This window comes from Halanaeroarchaeum sp. HSR-CO (genome assembly GCF_024972755.1).
In the GTDB taxonomy this organism is placed as follows: Archaea; Halobacteriota; Halobacteria; order Halobacteriales; family Halobacteriaceae; genus Halanaeroarchaeum.
The window spans coordinates 2,208,665-2,226,376 of sequence record NZ_CP087724.1; the positions used below are offsets into that span (position 1 = coordinate 2,208,665).

Genomic DNA, 17,712 nt, shown 5'->3' on the forward strand with positions numbered 1-17,712 from the left:
TCGCGGGGCTGGATCGACTCCGCCCGCTTCGCGGATCCCTCCGGTCACCGCTCAGTTTTCGGAGGTCCTCACTGCGTTCGCGCCTCCCGGCTCACGGCTCGCTTCGCTCACCGTTCGCAATTTGGAGGCGCTCACTACGTTCGCGCCTCCCGGCTCACGGCTCGCTTCGCTCACCGCTCGCATCTTCGGGGCATTCGCTTCGCTCATGCCCCGCCCTCTTCGCGGTTCCCTACGGTCTCCGCTCAGTTTTCGGAGGTCTTCGCTGCGCTCAGACCTCCCTCTTCCCGCCGGGTTTATATCGCCACCCCGGTACACCGACAATATGGACGTTCCCACGCTCGTCGCGGAGTCCCTCGGGGACGAGGAGGTCGCCGCCCACGTCTCCCTCAAAGGCGAGGACGGTCTCTACGTCACCCCGACCCGGACCATCCGCTACTCCGCCGAAGGACTTCTCAGCGACGAATCCGTCGCCGAATTCCCGCACACCGCCGAACGCGTCTCCGTCTCGACTGGCCGACGAAAGGCGACGGTCCAACTGGACTACGGAACGGACGGCGTCAAGGAGTTCGCCATCCCGCTCAATTCGGTCGACCGCGCACTCCACCCGGTGCTCGCCGGCGTGCTCAACGCGAACGACGTCACGGGGCCCGGCGAGACCGTGATCCGGACGTTCCGGTTCAGCGAACTCACCGTCGTCGTCACGAGCGATCGACTGGTCAAGCACATCGGTAGCGCCGTGTGGGACCGGGAGTTCGAGGAGATCCCCTTCGACGACATCACGGGTATCGACATCGAGGAGGGCAACGTCTCCTCGCAGTTCGTGGTGCGAACTGACGGGCGAACCCAGCGCATCAAGGCCCCGAACGAGTCCTTCCGTGCGGTCCGGGAGACCATGGAAGACGCCATCCTCGCCTTCCACGGGGTCGACTCGATCGAGGCGTTCGAGGCCCGGCGGGCCGACGACGAAGACATCGAAACCGCCGGCGATTCAGGCGACGTCACCTTCGAAAGTGACGTCGATCCGATCGGAGCGGGCGACCCGGAGGCGAGCGAAGCGGCGTCGGCTGCTCCGGCCGAGGAGTCCTCCGACGCACCGACGGAATCGACGACCGACCCCGCAGACGAACTCGAACAGCAGGGGTTTACTGCGGCGTCGACGAAGGTCGAACCGGCTATCGATCCGGGAGAACTGCGCGCGGAGCTGGCCGAACTGGAGGAGTCCATCGAACGCCAGCGCGAGATCCTCGAGGCCCAACAGCAGTGGGTCGAGGACCTCTACGACCTCATTCCCGACCGGTGACCGTCCGGATACACGACGATCCGTAGGGACCGAGTTCGCCCGCGTCCAGATCGATGAAGTACCCCGTCGAAATCTCCGCGCTGCAGCGCTGGCAGGTGAACTCGCCCTCCTTCTGGATCACCTCGCTCTCGAAGCGAACGTAGTCGCCACCCCGGGGACTGACCGTCGATCCATCCCGCTCGATCACGCCGCGCTCCGCCGCCGTCTCCAGTATCTGCCGCGTTGTCCGGGGGTGGGTCGTCACCGACTCGAGTCGATCCACCACCGTCGCGACCGATAGCTCCGGGTCCTCGAGTTTCGAGAGGAGTTCAACGCCGAGTTCCACGGGGTCTGGCTCGGAATCCGACACGGGAACAGTGAGGGAGTGCGGGCAATTAACCCTTCCGTGGAACGGGATGTTCAAGGTGACGTCGTTCGAATACCGGTCGATGCGGATCTCGCGTCGTGGCGTCGGCATCGGGCTTTTCGCCCTCGCACTCTTGGCGCTCGCTGCCACCGTTCGCCCGGCGACCGTGGGGCCGTTGTTGGGAAGGATCGCTACCAGTCCGTGGTTTCCGCTCGTCCTGCTCTCCCTCTACAGTGTCCGACCCGTGCTCGGATGGCCCGTGACGGCCATCTCCGCGCTGGTCGGCTTCCGGTTCGGCGTACTCGTCGGCGTTCCGATCGCACTCCTGGGTGCCGCGTACACGAGCCTCGTCCCCTACGCTGCCGGCCGATTGGTTCCAGATTCGGACGGACTGCTGAGTCGACTGACCGCGGGCAGTGACGCCTACTTTCGCCAGATGGGCGGGTTTCGGGGCCTCGTCGCGGCGCGGCTGGCACCGCTCCCCGCCGAACCCGTCTCGGCGGCCGCCGGCGCGGGTGGGGTATCGCTTCCCGCGTTCGTGCTCGGGACCGTGGCCGGAGAACTCCCCTGGACCATCGCGGCGGTCTCCGTCGGCCACTCGATGACGGTCTTCGCGGTCGAGGACGTGACCGTAGACTGGTGGCTGGTGGGTATCGGTCTGGCCGGGGCTATCGTGTTGCTCGCAGGCCCGGTCTATCGCACGATCGGTAGACGACGGTAGTCAGAACCAGAAGGGATCCGAACAGTCGGCGATGACGCCGTGATTCGGGCAGACGAGTTTGCAGTGTCGCGTGCGTATCGGCGTCTCGCAGCGCGGACACCGACGGGTCGGTTCGTCGGTGTCCGAGGGCATCGGCCTAGCTGCACTCGCTCCAGCCACAGGACTGGCAGGTCTTGCATCCCTCGGAGTAGTAGAGGTCCATCGATCCACACTCCGGGCATTCGGGGCTCTCGCCGGCGTCGATGAGCGACTGTGTGGAGTCGTCCGAGGCGGCAGTTCCCTGATCGGCACCCGCCGTTGCTGGCTGCTCGCTAGTTCCGGCGGCCGCCGTCGGCCCGCCGTCCGTCTCGTGGGTGGTGGCATCCGGAGCCGCCTGGGCCGCCTCGCGTTCCTCCTCGGCGATGTCGTCGAGGGTCTCCTGGCGCGGATACGGTTTGTCGACCTCGTCTCTGAGGTACCGTTGCATCGCCGTGCCGATGGCGTCCGGGATGGAGTTGATCTGTTCGCCCTTGTCCCAGGCGACCTTCGGGCTGCGGGTGCCCTTCAACTCGTCGACGATCTCCTCGGGGTCGACGCCCGAGCGCAGCGCGGTCGAGACGACCTTCGCGAGGGCCTCGGTGAAGGAGTTGGTGAAGCCACCTGAGTGACCGATGTTGGCGAAGAGCTCGAAGGGTCGGCCCGTCTTCGGGTCCTCGTTGATGGTCACGTAGATCTTGCCATAGCCGGTGTCGACGCGCTGGCTCACGCCCTGAAGGGCGTCCGGTCTGGCACGCTTCTCGGCGTACCCGTTCTCCGGGACGATCGCGGCCATGTCTTCGCCGATCAGCTCGTGGACGTCCTCGCGGTCGAGGAACTCGCCCAGGCCACCGAATACCGTCTCGATGCGTTCGACGATAGCCTCGGCCGCTTCGTCCTCGTCCATGTCGGCGAAGTCAGCGTTCTTCGCGCGAGTGGTCAACACCTGTTTGGAGCGAGTGCCGTCCCGGTAGACTGTCACGCCCTTGCCGCCGTGGTCGTAGATGTACCTGAGGACCTCGTCCATGTCCTCGACGCTCGCCTCGTTGGGGAAGTTGACCGTCTTCGAGATGGAGGAGTCGACGCCTTCCTGGAGAGCCGTCTGGATGGACGCGTGTTCTTTCCCGGAGAGGTCACCGGTGGTGACGAAGAGTTCAGAGATGGCGTCCGGCACGGTCGAGAGTCCCACGACGCCGTCGAACTCGTTTGCGGCCATCTGCGTCTTGGCCTCCTCCTTGACGGTCTCGACGTCCACGTCGTTGGCCTCCAGGGTACGCAGGAAGTAGTCGTCGAACTCGACGAGCATCTCGTCGCCCTGGACGTCGTCGGAGACGTTCTTGTAGTAGGCGACGTTGAAGATGGGCTCACAGCCGCCGGTCGTGTTACCGACCATCGAGGTCGTTCCGGTCGGGGCGATGGTCGTGGTGTTGTGGTTGCGAATCGGGAACCCGTCGCTCCACGCCGTCGCGTCCTGACCGGTGTGGTGTTCGAACCACTCATCGTACCGTTCGGGATCGGCGTATTTCGAGTCGCCCCACTCCTCGAAACTGCCGCGCTCTTCGGCGAGTTCGTGGGAGACCCACTTCGACTCGTGGTTGATGTAGGTCATGAGCTGTCGGGCGACCTCGTTGGCCTCCGCCGACCCGTACTGCATCCCCAACTGGACGAATAGCTGCGCGAGTCCCATGATACCCAGTCCGATCTTGCGCATCTCGCGTACCTTCTCGGTGATCTCCTCGACCGGGAAGTCCGACATCGTGACGACGTCCTCGAGGAACCGGGTCCCCCACTGGATGCGACGGTCGAACTCCGCCCAGTCGATGCTCTCCTGGAGGAAGGCGTCGACCGCCTCGGCCTGGCTGTCGTACTCGTCGGCGTGTGCGGCCGACCAGACCCGCCAGTCGGCCCCGTCCTCGGCGGCGACCGTCGAGAGGTTGATGTGCCCGAGGTTGCAGGCTTCGTACTCCTCGAGTGGCTGTTCGCCACACGGGTTCGTGGCGAGCATCCGGTGGTCGGGGTGCTCCTTGACGTCGAAGGAGTGCTCCTTGTTCGCGCGCTCCAGGTAGATGACGCCGGGTTCGCCGTTCTCGTGGGCCCCGCCGACGATGCGCTCCCAGAGAACCGACGCGGGGATAGAGAGCTCCTCGCCGACCTCGACGTAGTCGCCGAGGCCATAGCGGCCGTACATCTCCTTGGTCTCGGCGGTCGCGATGTGGGGCTCCTCGGTTCGTGGGTTCGTCAGCGTGTACTCCTCGTCCGCGTAGAGGGCGTCCATGAAGTCGTCGGTGATACCGACGGAGATGTTGAAGTTGGAGAGATGGCCCTCGACGGCGTTCCGAAGGTGTTTGGGGACGCGACCGTCCTCGTCGATGAGTTCGCGGGCCTCCTCGAGCGCCTCCGAGAAGTCGGTGTACGTGGGGTCGTCGGGGTCGTTGAGTTTGAGCGCGTGGGCGAGCGAGACGTCCTTGTTCTTCGAGTGGATGAACTCGATGACGTCGGGATGTGAGACGCGCATGACCGCCATCTGGGCCCCACGGCGGGTCCCGCCCTGGGCGATGGTCTCGGTCATCTGGTCGAAGGTCCGCATGAACGTGATGGGCCCGGAGGCGATGCCACCGGTCGAGCCGACGGCGTCGCCGTACGGCCGGAGCTTCCAGAAGGCGTACCCCATACCGCCGCCGCTCTGGAAGGTCAACGCTGCCTCCTTGGCGGTCTCGTGGATGTCGGCGAGGTCGTCCGCCGGCGAGTTGACGAAACAGGCCGAGAGCTGCTGGAGCTCGTCGCCGGCGTTCATCAGCGTCGGCGAGTTCGGCATAAATGAGAGCGTGGACATGAGCTCCTCGTACTCGGCGGCGACCGATTCGACGTGCTCGCGGACGTCGTCCGGGAGTTCGGGGACGACTGTCTCGTAGGCGAACTTGTTGACATTCTCCTCGGTGAGCGCCGTCTCGACGTCATCGTCGGTGGTGACGCCGTCGCCGAAGACCGCTGCGGCCAGTTCGTCACGTCGTGGATGGTCCGGTTTGATCTGGTCCGGCGTCACCGTGATTGTCTCGTCCTTCCGGTCGGCCTCGTAGAAGGCCTCCGCGAGCGCGATGTTCCTGGCGACGCGACGGAACAGCCCCTCCTGTTCCTCGACGAGATTGCCGTCCGCGTCCTTGCGAAGATATCGTGCGGGCAGGATGTTGTGGTAGGCGTTGGCAGTGAGACGTTCCTCGAGCGCGTCCCCCGTGACACGCTTGATCGGCAGCGTCAGATCCCCCGCGTCCGTTCCGTCGGCACTCATATTCGATCCCCCTCGCGTACAGTCGTGGTAAACGCAGTGTAGCCGTGCATGCTTGATGTCCTTGAAAGTCGAGAGCGTGGTGAGACCATACCCGCTACCGGCGCATATGGGTTGGGTTCCCCGCACCCGCTCCCGTGGTTCGGTCGGGCGATTCTGGTGTCGCACCGACGGGCGTGTGAGCAGTACATGGATAGAAGGGGTCCTGTATAAGACCTCGCAAAGCGGACTGAAAGTGAACAGCCGGTGACGGAGAACGACGGACCGTCGTTCCGGCCGGGTCAGGCCTCGACCGTGGCGAGGAAGTTCTCGATGACGTCGTGGCCGGCGGCGGTGAGCACGCTCTCGGGGTGAAACTGAACGGCGACGATGGGATGCTCACGGTGGCGAATCGCCATCGGAATCGTTTGCCCCGCGTGGTCCGTCGTCGCCGTCACCGCGAACGCCGGTGGGACGTCGAGGGCGACGAGCGAGTGATAGCGCCCACCCTGGAATCCGTCGGCGATGCCATCGAAGAGACCGACCCCGTCGTGATGGATCGGTGAGGACTTCCCGTGGACCGGTTCGGGGGCCTGTCCAACGCTCCCGCCATACTCGTAGACGGCGGCCTCCATCCCCAGACAGACACCGAGCGTCGGAATCTCGGGCGAGAGTTCGCGCAGGACCCCCGTAGAGACGCCGACGTCACGGTCGTTCTCGGGATGGCCCGGTCCCGGACTGATGACGATGGCGTCCGGGTCGGCCGCCCGGACGTCGTCGAGCGTCGCGGTATTCTGGACGACGGTCGTCTCCGGCGAGGTCCCATCGGCGAGGCGCTGATCGGAGACGTACTCGACCAGGTTGTAGGTGAACGAATCGAAGTTATCGACGAAGAGGACGTTCATCGCGACGCCTCCGGTGCCGTCGACTCGATGCGCTCGAGGGCCGCCAGCGCCCCGTCCATCTTCGATTCGGTCTCCGCGTACTCGCTCGCCGGATCTGAGTCGGCCACCACGCCGGCCCCGGCCCGCACGCGTATGGTGTCCTCGTCGCCGTGGTCGACCGTCACGGTCCGGATGACGATGGCGAAGTCGGCGTCGCCCTGCCAGGAGACGTAGCCGACTCCTCCACCGTATACGCCGCGAGGGGTCTCCTCGTACTCGTCGATGAGTTCCATGGCACGGATCTTCGGGGCACCGGAGAGGGTGCCGGCCGGGAAAGAGGCGCGAACCGCGTCGAAGGCGTCCCGGTCATCCCGCAGCGTTCCGGTGACCGTCGACTCGATGTGCTGGACGTGGCTGTACTTGAGCACGCGCATGAACTCCGGCACGTCGACGCTCCCGGGTTTGGAGACCCGGCGGACGTCGTTTCTCGCCAGGTCGACAAGCATGGTGTGTTCGGCGCGCTCCTTCTCGTCGGCCAGCATCTCACCGGCCAGTCGACGGTCCTCGACGGGGCTCGTCCCCCGGGCGCAGGTCCCCGCGATGGGGTTGTTCAGGACGGTCTCGCCGTCGACGGAGACCAGCGTCTCGGGGCTCGCCCCGACGATGGTCCGCTCGCCGTGGGACAGCAGGTACATGTATGGCGAGGGGTTCACCGACCGCATCGACTCGTAGAGCGCGAGTGGGTCGACATCACCGCGAAGTTCTCGCGTCCGCGAGATGACAGCCTGGTAAATCTCGCCCTCGAAGACGGCCTCCTTCGCCCTCGCGACGGCCGCTTCGTAGGTCTCTTTCGAACCGGTTCGATCGTCGAACCGCTCGAAACCACCCGTCTCGGGCGGTTTCGCAGTGGATAGTGCCTCGCTGACGCGCTGGGCTTCTGCTCGCAGTTCGTCGTAGACCGCGTCCGGATCGTCGTCCGGAGCGACGAGCGGTGTGAACACGAGCGAGACGCTCTCGGCCAGGTCGTCGAAGACCAGCGTTCGCGTCGTCAACACGAACTCCGCGTCGGGGACCGTCGAGTCCGGTCGCTCGACGCCGACGTCCTCGAGCCAGAGGTCGTAGACCGCGTCGTAGGCGATGAAGCCAACGAGTCCGCCATCGAGCAACTGGCGGTCCCGTTCCGGGAACCCTCGACGCTCGACCGCGGGCAGTGCCTGGCGCAGACGGTCGAGTGCGTCACCGTCCCCCGTGGCCACGTAGTCGAGGAGACTCGAGTCCCGGAGGGTCGTGACGTCGTCGCCGCTCGGGTCCACGGTGACCACCGCGTCCGGGTCGTACCCCACGAACGAGAACCGGGCATGGCGTTCCTCGGGGCCAGTAGTCGGCGAGAACGCCCCGTCGGGATCGCTTGCGGACGTCTTCTCCGCACTCTCGAGTAAGAACCCGTAATCGTCGTTCCCGGCCAGGGTCGCGTACGCGGCGAGTGGCGAGACGTCCACGGAGAGGGGCACCTCGACGCGAGCCACGACAGGGTCGGACCCCGAGACGAGATCGCGGAACTCGTCGCGGTCGAGGTTCAGACTGGTCACGACTCTGCGCTCCTCGCCGCTCGAACGAAGTCGGCGACGGCAGTGCGGTCTTTGATTCCACCGTCGGACTCGACGCCCGAGGCGACGTCGACCGCATAGGGTTCGACCGTCTCGATGGCGGATCCGACGAGATCGGGAGTGAGCCCGCCAGCCAGTACCAGAGGCGCGTCGAGTTCGTCGCGGAGTGACCGCGTCCGATCCCAGTCGTGCACCCGACCGGTGCCGCCGGCACCCGATTCGTCGGTGGAGTCGACGAGGACGGCGTCCGCAACGGTGGCGTACTGTCGTGCCGAGTCCGCCGACGTAGCGTCGACGGCGACGATCACGTCTGCATCGATGGACTCCGTGAGGGCGGCGACCTCGTCCGGCGACAGTCCGGCGTGAACCTGTAGCGCATCGGGTCCGACCCGCTCCACGAGGTCGACCGCAGCGCCGACCGTCTCGGGCATCGTGACGAGGACCGTCGTCACGAACGGCGGGACGCCAGCGAAGAGTCGCCGAGCGTGGTCCTGCGATATCTCTCGAGGCGTCTCGACCGGCACGTCGACGATGGCGCCGACCGCGTCGACCCCTGCATCGATGGCCATCGCGACGTCCTCCTCGCGGGTGAACCCGCACACTTTCACGCGGGGCATCTCAGGTGGCGACCGCCGACTGGAGGTCCGCGAGTTTCGCTGCGGCCCCACCGTCGGCGATGGCCTGATCGGCGGCCTCGACGCCGTCCGCGAGCGACGTCGCCGCGCCGGCGACGTAGATGGCTGCGCCGGCGTTCGCCAGGATGATGTCGCGTTTCGCGCCGTTCGCCTCGCCGGTCACGACCCGGCGCATGTCTTCTGCGTTCTGCGTCGGCGACCCGCCCGCCACGTCGGTGATGGTGTGGTGATCGATACCGAGGTCGGCCGGCGTCAGCGTGTACTCCTCGATGTCAGTGCCCCGGACTTCCGCGACGGTCGTCTCGTCGTGGATGGTGATCTCGTCGAGACCCGCGCCGTGGACGACCAGCGCGTGCTCGACGTCCATGTGAGAGAGCGCTCGAGCGACCACGGGCACGAGGTCGGCGTCGTAGACGCCGATGACCTGTGCGTCCGCCCCGGCCGGATTGGTGAGTGGACCGAGGACGTTGAAGATGGTCCGGACCCCGAGTTCCTTGCGAGGCCCGATGACGGCCTTCATCGCCGGGTGGAACACCGGCGCGAGCATGAACCCGATGCCGTCGGTCTCGATGGCCGACTCGACCGCGGTCGGTTCCGCGTCGACCCGCACCCCCGCCTCCTCGAGGACATCCGCGCTTCCCGACGACGACGAGACGGAGTAGTTGCCGTGTTTCGCGATCGGGACGCCGGCCCCGCTCGCGACGATCGCGCTCGTGGTCGAGACGTTGATGGTGTCGAAGTCGTCTCCGCCGGTGCCACAGGTGTCGACGAGCGGACTTCGGTCCGGATCGATGGTCCGCGCGGCGTCGCGCATCCCCTGGGCGAACCCGGCGATCTCGGTCTCCGTCTCGCCCTTCGCCCGGAGTGCGGTGAGCAGGCCACCGATCTGCGCCTCGGTCGCCCCGTCGAAGACCCGTGTCGCTGCCTCCCGAGCCTGATCGACGGTCAGATCCTGCCCTTCGACCACCCGCTCGATGATATCGTTCATGGTAGGCCCCCAATGTACATTGTTGCGTTGTGATGGACAACTCTGTACAACAACTTAACCCTTGCGAGTGCGCCAGCGGTCTGTCGGGGCTGCCGATTCGAAACCTTCAATTGTCCCCACCGGATACGATTGAGTGCGAGCAGACGAGTGCCGGACAGGGTTTGTGGTCTAGTCTGGCTATGACACCTCCTTGACATGGAGGAGGCCGGCGGTTCAAATCCGCCCAAACCCACTTCTCGAACCCCAAAGCGACGAGCGGCAGCCCCGCTCGTCGCGGTCCCTCCGGAAGAGAAGTGGGTGGCGGATTTGAGCCCAGCGGACGAGCGTAGCGACGTCCGCGTGGTTCACAATCCGCCCAAACCCACTTTTCAACGGATCCGAGTGGCGAGCGTCAGCGGCCGGAATGCGGTAGACAGCGCTGTCTGAGGACCGCCACAATACGAGAACCACCTGTGCTCACGTGACGATCAGAATCGGGATGGTTGTTTTTCAGTTATAAAAACTGTTATCCCGGCAGCCATCGAATTGAGACCAGTGAGAAGTGGTTGGCTGTCCCGACGCTGGTCGCTCGTCATTATCGGGATAGGAATCGGGTTATCGGCCATCAACATCCAACACCTCCAGACAGAACAACCACCACTGAGTGCGTTTATCGGTGGAGCAGTGCCACTCGTGATGACACTCGGCACCGTCGCGATCGGGACCTGGGTGTGGAGACAGCACTGGGACCGAAAAGCGATGACCCGACTGATTCTGTGGTTGCTGTTCGGGGTCGGGTGGATGACCATCGTCGGCATCGGGCTGATTATCTACGCGTCAACCGGCGGCAGACCACCGCCCCATTCGCTGTATCTCATCGGGACCTTCGCGAGTTACGGGAGTATTCCAGGCCTGCTGACCGGGTGGGTCGACATCCAGCGACGGGATCAGGAACTATCGTTACGACAGTTCAAACAGACCGTCGAGAGTTCGAAGGATCTGTTGGCGGCGATCGATACGAATCACGAGTACCTCTTCGCCAACAACGAATATCGACAGTACCACGGGATCGAAACGGGCGAGATAGCCGGCCGTTCGCTGGCCGATGTCCTGGATCCCGAGGAGTTCGATCGAGTGGAGCCGATGATCGAGACGGCTCTCTACGGTCGTCCGGTCCAGACCGAGATCTCCCGCGAAAATCGCGAGGGCGAGGAGCGAATCCTCGACGTTCGGCTCTTTCCGCTCGAGGGGTCGAACGGCGACATACGAGGTGTCGGAGCATCGATGCGGGACGTCACCGAGGATCGGAAGCGAGAGGCCGCAATCGAACGGGAATCGGAGTATCGACGGCTCATGTCCGACGTCAATCAGGCGCTCGTCAGGTCGAACGATATCGACGAGATCGTCCCGCTCGTCGCCGACCTCATGGGGTCGAGTCATTACTTCACCTGTACGTTCATCCACCTCCTCGATACGGCGGAGGCCGACGTCACCTGTGCCCGGGATTGGACACTGGATTCGGCCGAGGTCGAAGGGCTCCACACTGATGCATACGTCGAGGCCGTCTTCGAGGCGGGTGCCCTCACGATCGACGACGTGACAGAACCGCCGTTCGGTCACCACGGTTCGGAGGGACCATCGCATTCGGGGGCGGGGATCGCAATCACACACGACGGAGAGCAGTATGGAGTCCTCACCGTCCACGTCCCGACAGGAGACGGCCTGGACGAGGAGAAACTCGACGTGCTCGAGACCATCGGGAACAACCTGGGATATTTCATCTACAACCGGAACCTCGCGGCCGAACATCGGACGTTCACCGACATCGTCGAGCGGATCGACGACCCGGTGATGCTCCAGGACCGCGATGGGACGTTCCGCGTCCTCAACGACGCCGTCGCGGACTTCGCGGGAATGGACAGGGAATCGCTGATCGGCAGCGACGAGACCGCGTTCATGGACGAGACGGTCGCCAGAACGGTTCGCGAGATGAAACAACGAGTCATCGAGACCGAACAGCCGGTCTCCTATCAGGTGTCGCCACGGTTCCCGGACGGTCGTGAACGCACCTTCTCCACGACCCGATATCCCTCCGTCGACGACCAGGGGAACGTCGATGGGACGCTCGCGATCTGTCGGGACGTGACCGACCTCAAGGAGCACCAGCGCCAGCTACAGGTGCTCGATCGTGTCCTGCGACACAACGTGAGCAACAACATGAACGTGGTCCTCGGCTACGCGGAGATGATCCGCGATGCGACGAGTGGCGACCTTGAACACCACGCCACCGCGATCATGGCCAACAGCGAGACGTTGCTCGATATCGCCGACAAGCAACGCAAGATCACCGAATTCCTCTCCGACGTGCCCCCGATCGGGGTCCTCGACCTCGACGAAGTGGTCACGAAGACCGTTCGACGGGTTCGGTCGACGTTCCCAACCGCCGAGATAGCCGTCCACGTCGACGAGCGTGTCCACGTAACCGCGAATAGGGCCATCGGTGACGCTATCGAGGAGCTCCTCACCAACAGTATCGTCCACGCGAACCGTGACGATCCCTCGGTAATCATCGAGATACGCACCACCGGACGGGCCGCCACCGTCTCCGTGATCGATACGAACCAGACGATATCTGAGATGGACCGCGGGGTCTTGCGAGGGGAGACGATCAGCGAACTTCACCACGGAAGTGGCCTGGGATTGTGGTTCGTCAAACTCGTCGTCGACCACTCCTCCGGATCGCTGGCGTTCGAAGAGAACGAACCACGGGGGAACGTCGTTCGGATCGAATTGCCCCGGGCTCACGACGACTGACGGTATCGGAGATCCGGAGCGGTCCAGTCCTCACGAAAGCGACGGCGGGCCATCAATCGCCGCGTGATTTATACATGAGAATTGTTAACATCCACCTACGATGGATTCGAACGACGAATCCAGCGGACCGGCGCCGTCCCTCGCAGAACGGGCCTGGCAGTCACTCCGTGCCGGCTTCGAGTGGTTCGCCGACACGTTCCGTGGACACGCCCACGTGCGTGAAGTGAGAAAGGGTCGCGAGTGACCCAGTCGGTGACCGAGCCAGGGCAACAGTACACCGACCGAATCGTCACTCGACGTCGGTCCCAATGTACCGGGGGAGGGGTTCCGGTCGATGATAGAGGTCGTGACCGATGACTGCGGCCGCCAGCGCCACCGGCAGTGACGCCGCAAACGTCGCCATCGTATCGGGAGCGACGTAGACGACCAGCGGCAGGACGACGACCACGCCGCCGAGAACGTATCCGAGGAGTGGGCGCGTCGTTCGGACGTATCCCAGGCCGAGGAAGACGAGCGCGATGGTCAGCACGAGGACGCTGATCCCACCCAGAACGACCCCGACGAGTGCCAACACCGTGTCCGTGCCCGTGTCGCCGAAGGCGCCAAACGCGAGTATCGGTGTGGTGACAGTCAGTCCGCCGAGGCCGACCAGCGCGATGACGCCGCTCCAGCGACGTAACCGACCGGCGCTGGCCCAGTCCCGTCTGAGCAGGCCAAGAAGGCCCAGAAACAGCCCCAGGACCCCGAGGACCGATACTACGGGCATCACGGTCCGGTGGATCCACAGCGGACTACCGAGCCCCGGGTCGAAGACGTAGGAGTCCAGTGCTGGAACGCCATACCAGCCTGGTGGAATCGCGCTGACCGCGAGGAGGAATCCGCCCATCGCCGCGACGATACCGAGGAGTTGCGTATGACGCTCGGTCATCAGTCTGCACCCCCGATAGCGACCACCGTCCCGCCCCGCGTCGTCACGACGATGGCGCCGGCCACGATGGCAGGTGGGGTCACCCACGCCCGTGGATGTGACCCGCCCTCGATGGCCCACGGGGACGCGCCCAGTTCCGCCGTGAACGCGACGATCGACTGCGCGCGGTCCGGACCGCTCCCCAGTGACATGGTCGTCAGCGCGAGGTCGTCCGTGGCGGCCGTGACCGCCCCACTCCCGACGTACGAGCACCAGCGTGGCGTTGGTTCGCGGTCTGTCCGATCGAGTGCGAACGTCGCCGCCCCCGCCTCTCCCGGTTGCTCTACCGCGTAGATGTTTTCGGGCGTGACGACCGGAGAGAGCAGCGCGCGGAACTCTCCACGGCTGAACGTCCACAGCGGGTCCCCCGTGTCCAGCTCGATGGCGTGGAGTCCCTCGTCGTTGCCGAGGACGGCAGTCCCGTCGTCGACCACCAGCTGCGTTTCCGTCTGGCGGTCCCGTACCCAGGTCTGGGAACCGCGTTCCACATCGCGGGCGACGACGCCATCGCCGCTCGGATAGACGATACGATCGTCGCCCGCAGCGGGTGGCACCGGGGCCGACAGTCGGTTCGCCGGCCGGCGCCACTGTTCGGTCCCGTCGGGCGCGATTGCCACCAGCCGCTCCGTCCCGAGGGCGATGATGGTCCCGTCGAGGACGGCCGGTCTGCTCACCCGGGTCATGTTCCCGATCCGCCATCGTACCGACCCGTCCGACGGGTCCAGGGCAACGAGACCATCCGTCGCCCCGACGAGCACCGTTCCCGCCGGGCCGAAAACCGGAGCGACGGTGTTCGACCGATACTCCGCTATCGCGTCGTCGGTGGTCGGTGAGACCTCGTCGGTGGCCCAGCGACGATCGCCGCTTCGAAGCGAGTGCGCGTGAACACGTCGTTCGTCGGCGACGAGCACCAGTCCCTCACCGACGGTCGGAGCGCTCGCGGAGAGGCTCCCGGCGTCCGTGTCCGGCAGGGCGAGATCGATCCGCCACCGGACGACGAGATCGCCGTCTGGTAGCGAACGACCCGCGTACCCCGTATTCCCCACGTCACCGGCGAATCCATTCCAAACGCCTGACGGCGTGGTCTCGAACGGGCCACGGGTGTCGGCCAGTATGGAGATCGTCTCCTCTGGAGTAGGTGGGTCGGAATCCGGACAGGAAGACGAACAGCCAGCCAGTCCCGCGAGACCGACCACGGAGGCAGTGCCGGCGATGGTCTGCAGGAGCTTTCGACGGGTGGCAGCCATTACCGGCCAGAGGGTCCGCAAATGTTGTGAGTGTTGTGATACGTTCGACTCACGGACGGCGGCTACCACGGGACCGGACAGGTCGGAAATCCTGGCGGTTGAACAACCTTCAAGACGCTCCCACGCAAACGTTCGCAGGTATGGATATCGCCGATATCGCCGCTACGGACTTCGTCGAGGTCGACGCCGGACAACGTCTCGGGAAGGTTCGTGCCGTCTTCGAAGCCGAGAATCCCAAGGGTATCATCGTCACCGACGACGGCTCGTACGCCGGAGTGATCACCGAACGCCAGTTGCTCCAGTCGCACGTCGAGGACGACGCGAAGGCGTCCTCGTTGACGAACCCCGCCCCCAAGGTCGATCAGCACGAAGACATCCGCGAGACGGCCCGGATGCTCGTCGAGGGGAACACGAAGGTCGCGCCGGTGTTCGACGGCGAGGTGCTGCACGGAATCATCACCGAGGATGACATCCTCGACGCCGTCCTCGAGAATCTCGACGCCCTCGACGTCGCCGACATCTACTCCGAGAACCCCATCACCATCTCGAAGGGCGATACCGTCGGCGTCGTGATCAACCGCCTGCGCGAGCACGGTATCTCCCGACTCCCGGTCGTCGACGAACGAGGCCTGCTCACGGGCGTCGTGACCATCCACGACGTCGTCGACGTGGTCATCAGGGACATGGACAAGGCGACGACGGGCGACCGGGCCGGCGAGATCGATCGCATCCTGGATATCCCGGTGGCGGACGTCCTCACCAGTCCCGTCGAGACCGTCACCCTCGAGGACTCCGTCCAGGAGGCCGTCGAGGAGATGCTCGAGAACGACTTCTCCGGGCTCATCGTCACGGACGCCGGGAACGACCGCTCGGTCATCGGCGTCGTCACCAAGACGGACGTCCTCAGGGCGCTCACGTTCACCGAAGAGGAGCGTATGGACGTCCAGATCACCAACATCGACCTGCTCGATGCCATCACCCGGACCGAGATCCGCGAGGACATCGCGGCCATCGCCGACAAGTACAGCGAGATGCAGGTCCACCACGCCCACGTGCGATTCCACCAGCACAAGGAGAAGCTCCGCGGGACCCCGCTGATCCAGTCCCAGATCCGTCTCCGGACCAACAAGGGCCAGGCAGCTGGCTCGGGTGAGGGGTACGGCGCCGACAACGCCTTTTACGTCGCGCTGGACAAACTGGAGCGCAACGTCCTCGAGATGAAGGGCATCCAGGCCGACGCCGAGTACGAGGGGCAGTTGCTCCGCAAGCTCAACGAACTGTAGACGGAGACCGCTTCTCCCGGTATTGCCGGTCGTCGTTCCGGGGTCACCTGGGACCGGCGCTCTCGATACCCGACCCCGTGATGGCGAACTGGGCCGTCTCGCCCTCCGGACGGGAGCGGTGTTTCTCGAGGGTCGCCCGACGTTTCCCGCCGCGGAACCGGTCGAGACGGACGACCGTTCCCGTCCAGTGCGAGAGCGTGTGCCCGCCGAGCGGGCGGACCCGGTCCGAGTCGCTCTCCGGGTCGCTGTAGACCTGGTTCGTGATGACGACGACGAGGTCGTTGCGTCGAGCGAGCGACAGCAGGTGAGTCACCTGGTTGGCGACCTCCCGGAGTGCGTCGCCGCTCTCCTCGTCCTCGGTCCGTTTCAGGCGGTAGAACCCAGTCGCACTGTCGAGGACGACGACGTCCGCCCGCTCGGCGAAGTCCGCGACGTCGCGGACGGCCTCGGTCTGTTCCTCGAAGTCGTGGGCGGCCTGGACGATGACCCGGGACGAGGCGGCCTCCACGTCGTCGACCCTGGCGGAGAGGACCTGTTCGAAGCGTTCGACCGAGAGCCCCTCGGTGTCGACGAACACCGCCGTACCGCCGTCGGCGACGGCCTCGACGACGGCACTCAGCGCGACGTTGGTCTTCCCCGCGCCCGGAGCGCCGTACAGCTGTGTGACGGTGCCCCGTTCCAGTCCACCGCCGAGGAGTTCGTCGAGGGCCGAACAGCCCGTCGACAGTCCGGTGTCGGTCACTACCGGCCAGTAGGCAGGACCGTGGGAAAAACACCCCGATTGCCGGGATGTCGACACCGGACTTTTGCCCACAGACCGCCGAGTTAGGGCTAGTGATCGTCGTCGCCACGGAGAACTTCGAAGTCTACCACGACGTGGTCGCGGCACTCCGTGCTCGCGGGAGCGATTTCACCACAATTCGCGCGGGCGCGGACTTGCCGTCGGACGCCGCAGTGGTCATCGTCGGTCCGGGAGAGGACAGAGCGGCCGACGTCCCGATCGTCGAGGCCGACCCGACCGACCCACGAGCAGCGGTCGACGAGGCGATGGCAGCGCTTCGATCCGGCGAGGGACCGCTGGTCGTCGGCGTGGACCCGGGGACCGATCCGGGAATCGCCGTGCTCCACGGCGACCTGGTAGTGGCAGCCTTTCAGGTGCCGATCGACGATGCCGCGGCCACCATTCACCGAGAGCTCGACGGATCGACCGACGCGCTTGTCAGACTCGGCGACGGTGCTCGCCTGCACGGGGCCCGGCTACTCGAAGAACTGGGTGACGTCGCCGTCGAACTGGTCGACGAGTCGGGGACGTCGCCCCATCTCGGGAGTGGGGCTCGCGGGATGGGCGACGTCCTCGCCGCCGTCAACATCGCCCGTCGTTCCGGGACGGCCATCGAGGGGCGAAACATCGAACCGACCGAGGGCGAGATCCAGGTCATCAAGAGTCGATCTCGTGAACGCTCGACGGACAACCGGACCATCACGGAAGCGCTCGCGAGACGGGTCGCCCGCGGCGACCTCACCCTCGACGAGGCCATCGTCGAACACGGGGATGCCGTTTCCGACGACAGCGATGGGACGTGATGCCGGCAGGAACCCGGGCCATGCGGTATTCCTATGAGCCTTGGAATGGTAGTAGTTTACAAGGTCGGACCGACGGTCGG

The 17,712-nt window shown here is 65.3% G+C and carries 16 protein-coding genes and 1 tRNA gene; 7 read left to right on the forward strand and 10 right to left on the reverse strand.

Features of this window, described 5'->3' with window-relative positions:
- Positions 1-322 precede the first annotated feature (322 nt).
- Positions 323-1,300, forward strand: coding sequence for a hypothetical protein (locus tag HSRCO_RS11545; protein WP_259517793.1), 978 nt, complete (start codon positions 323-325; stop codon positions 1,298-1,300).
- Here the strand turns inward: HSRCO_RS11545 and HSRCO_RS11550 are convergent.
- Complete coding sequence (locus HSRCO_RS11550) at positions 1,284-1,649, reverse strand: DUF5830 family protein (protein ID WP_259517794.1); 366 nt, start codon at positions 1,647-1,649, stop codon at positions 1,284-1,286. The two genes, HSRCO_RS11545 and HSRCO_RS11550, sit on opposite strands and share 17 nt — an antisense overlap.
- A 79-nt stretch (positions 1,650-1,728) precedes the next feature.
- Here HSRCO_RS11550 and HSRCO_RS11555 point away from each other — a divergent pair, with 79 nt between their 5' ends.
- Complete coding sequence (locus HSRCO_RS11555) at positions 1,729-2,367, forward strand: TVP38/TMEM64 family protein (RefSeq protein ID WP_259517795.1); 639 nt, start codon at positions 1,729-1,731, stop codon at positions 2,365-2,367.
- On the opposite strand, the gene HSRCO_RS11560 is transcribed toward HSRCO_RS11555, so the two are convergent.
- The 6 genes from HSRCO_RS11560 to trpD all read right to left on the reverse strand — a co-directional run bounded on the left by HSRCO_RS11560 (position 2,368) and on the right by trpD (position 9,758).
- Complete coding sequence (locus tag HSRCO_RS11560; protein ID WP_259517796.1) at positions 2,368-2,499, reverse strand: HVO_2523 family zinc finger protein; 132 nt, start codon at positions 2,497-2,499, stop codon at positions 2,368-2,370.
- A gap of 4 nt (positions 2,500-2,503) precedes the next feature.
- Positions 2,504-5,668: an adenosylcobalamin-dependent ribonucleoside-diphosphate reductase gene (locus HSRCO_RS11565; protein WP_259517797.1), complete on the reverse strand. Its 3,165-nt coding sequence runs from the start codon at positions 5,666-5,668 to the stop codon at positions 2,504-2,506.
- Between the two features lie 278 nt (positions 5,669-5,946).
- Positions 5,947-6,549 carry an anthranilate synthase component II gene (gene trpG, locus HSRCO_RS11570; protein ID WP_259517798.1) on the reverse strand — a complete coding sequence of 201 codons (603 nt, stop codon included), beginning with the start codon at positions 6,547-6,549 and terminating at the stop codon, positions 5,947-5,949.
- On the reverse strand, positions 6,546-8,117 hold the full coding sequence (gene trpE / locus HSRCO_RS11575) for an anthranilate synthase component I (RefSeq protein WP_396266398.1): 1,572 nt from the start codon (positions 8,115-8,117) through the stop codon (positions 6,546-6,548). Before trpE ends, trpG begins: the two co-directional genes overlap by 4 nt.
- Positions 8,114-8,752 carry a phosphoribosylanthranilate isomerase gene (locus tag HSRCO_RS11580; protein ID WP_259517799.1) on the reverse strand — a complete coding sequence of 213 codons (639 nt, stop codon included), beginning with the start codon at positions 8,750-8,752 and terminating at the stop codon, positions 8,114-8,116. Before HSRCO_RS11580 ends, trpE begins: the two co-directional genes overlap by 4 nt.
- A gap of 1 nt (position 8,753) precedes the next feature.
- Positions 8,754-9,758 carry an anthranilate phosphoribosyltransferase gene (gene trpD, locus HSRCO_RS11585; RefSeq protein WP_259517800.1) on the reverse strand — a complete coding sequence of 335 codons (1,005 nt, stop codon included), beginning with the start codon at positions 9,756-9,758 and terminating at the stop codon, positions 8,754-8,756.
- 157 nt (positions 9,759-9,915) lie between these two features.
- On the opposite strand from trpD, the gene HSRCO_RS11590 reads away from it, so the two are divergent.
- From HSRCO_RS11590 to HSRCO_RS11600, 3 genes are all read left to right on the forward strand, one after another.
- A tRNA-Val gene (locus HSRCO_RS11590) sits at positions 9,916-9,990 on the forward strand.
- A 302-nt stretch (positions 9,991-10,292) separates the two neighbouring features.
- Positions 10,293-12,551 (forward strand): PAS domain-containing protein, encoded by a 2,259-nt coding sequence (locus HSRCO_RS11595; RefSeq protein ID WP_259517801.1) that lies wholly within the window; start codon positions 10,293-10,295, stop codon positions 12,549-12,551.
- Between the two features lie 100 nt (positions 12,552-12,651).
- Positions 12,652-12,795, forward strand: coding sequence for a hypothetical protein (locus tag HSRCO_RS11600; protein WP_259517802.1), 144 nt, complete (start codon positions 12,652-12,654; stop codon positions 12,793-12,795).
- A gap of 45 nt (positions 12,796-12,840) precedes the next feature.
- Here HSRCO_RS11600 and HSRCO_RS11605 read toward each other — a convergent pair whose 3' ends face one another.
- Both HSRCO_RS11605 and HSRCO_RS11610 read right to left on the reverse strand, forming a co-directional pair.
- The gene (locus HSRCO_RS11605; protein WP_259517803.1) at positions 12,841-13,479 is read right to left on the reverse strand and encodes a hypothetical protein; all 639 of its coding nucleotides are present in this window, start codon (positions 13,477-13,479) and stop codon (positions 12,841-12,843) included.
- Positions 13,479-14,765: a PQQ-binding-like beta-propeller repeat protein gene (locus HSRCO_RS11610; RefSeq protein WP_259517804.1), complete on the reverse strand. Its 1,287-nt coding sequence runs from the start codon at positions 14,763-14,765 to the stop codon at positions 13,479-13,481. The genes HSRCO_RS11605 and HSRCO_RS11610 overlap by 1 nt, the downstream gene beginning before the upstream one ends.
- A 140-nt stretch (positions 14,766-14,905) precedes the next feature.
- On the opposite strand from HSRCO_RS11610, the gene HSRCO_RS11615 reads away from it, so the two are divergent.
- Positions 14,906-16,048 (forward strand): CBS domain-containing protein, encoded by a 1,143-nt coding sequence (locus tag HSRCO_RS11615; RefSeq protein WP_259517805.1) that lies wholly within the window; start codon positions 14,906-14,908, stop codon positions 16,046-16,048.
- 43 nt (positions 16,049-16,091) lie between these two features.
- On the opposite strand, the gene radB is transcribed toward HSRCO_RS11615, so the two are convergent.
- Positions 16,092-16,790 (reverse strand): DNA repair and recombination protein RadB, encoded by a 699-nt coding sequence (gene radB, locus HSRCO_RS11620; RefSeq protein ID WP_259517806.1) that lies wholly within the window; start codon positions 16,788-16,790, stop codon positions 16,092-16,094.
- 92 nt (positions 16,791-16,882) lie between these two features.
- Here radB and HSRCO_RS11625 point away from each other — a divergent pair, with 92 nt between their 5' ends.
- Positions 16,883-17,632 carry a hypothetical protein gene (locus HSRCO_RS11625; protein ID WP_259517807.1) on the forward strand — a complete coding sequence of 250 codons (750 nt, stop codon included), beginning with the start codon at positions 16,883-16,885 and terminating at the stop codon, positions 17,630-17,632.
- Positions 17,633-17,712 lie beyond the last annotated feature (80 nt).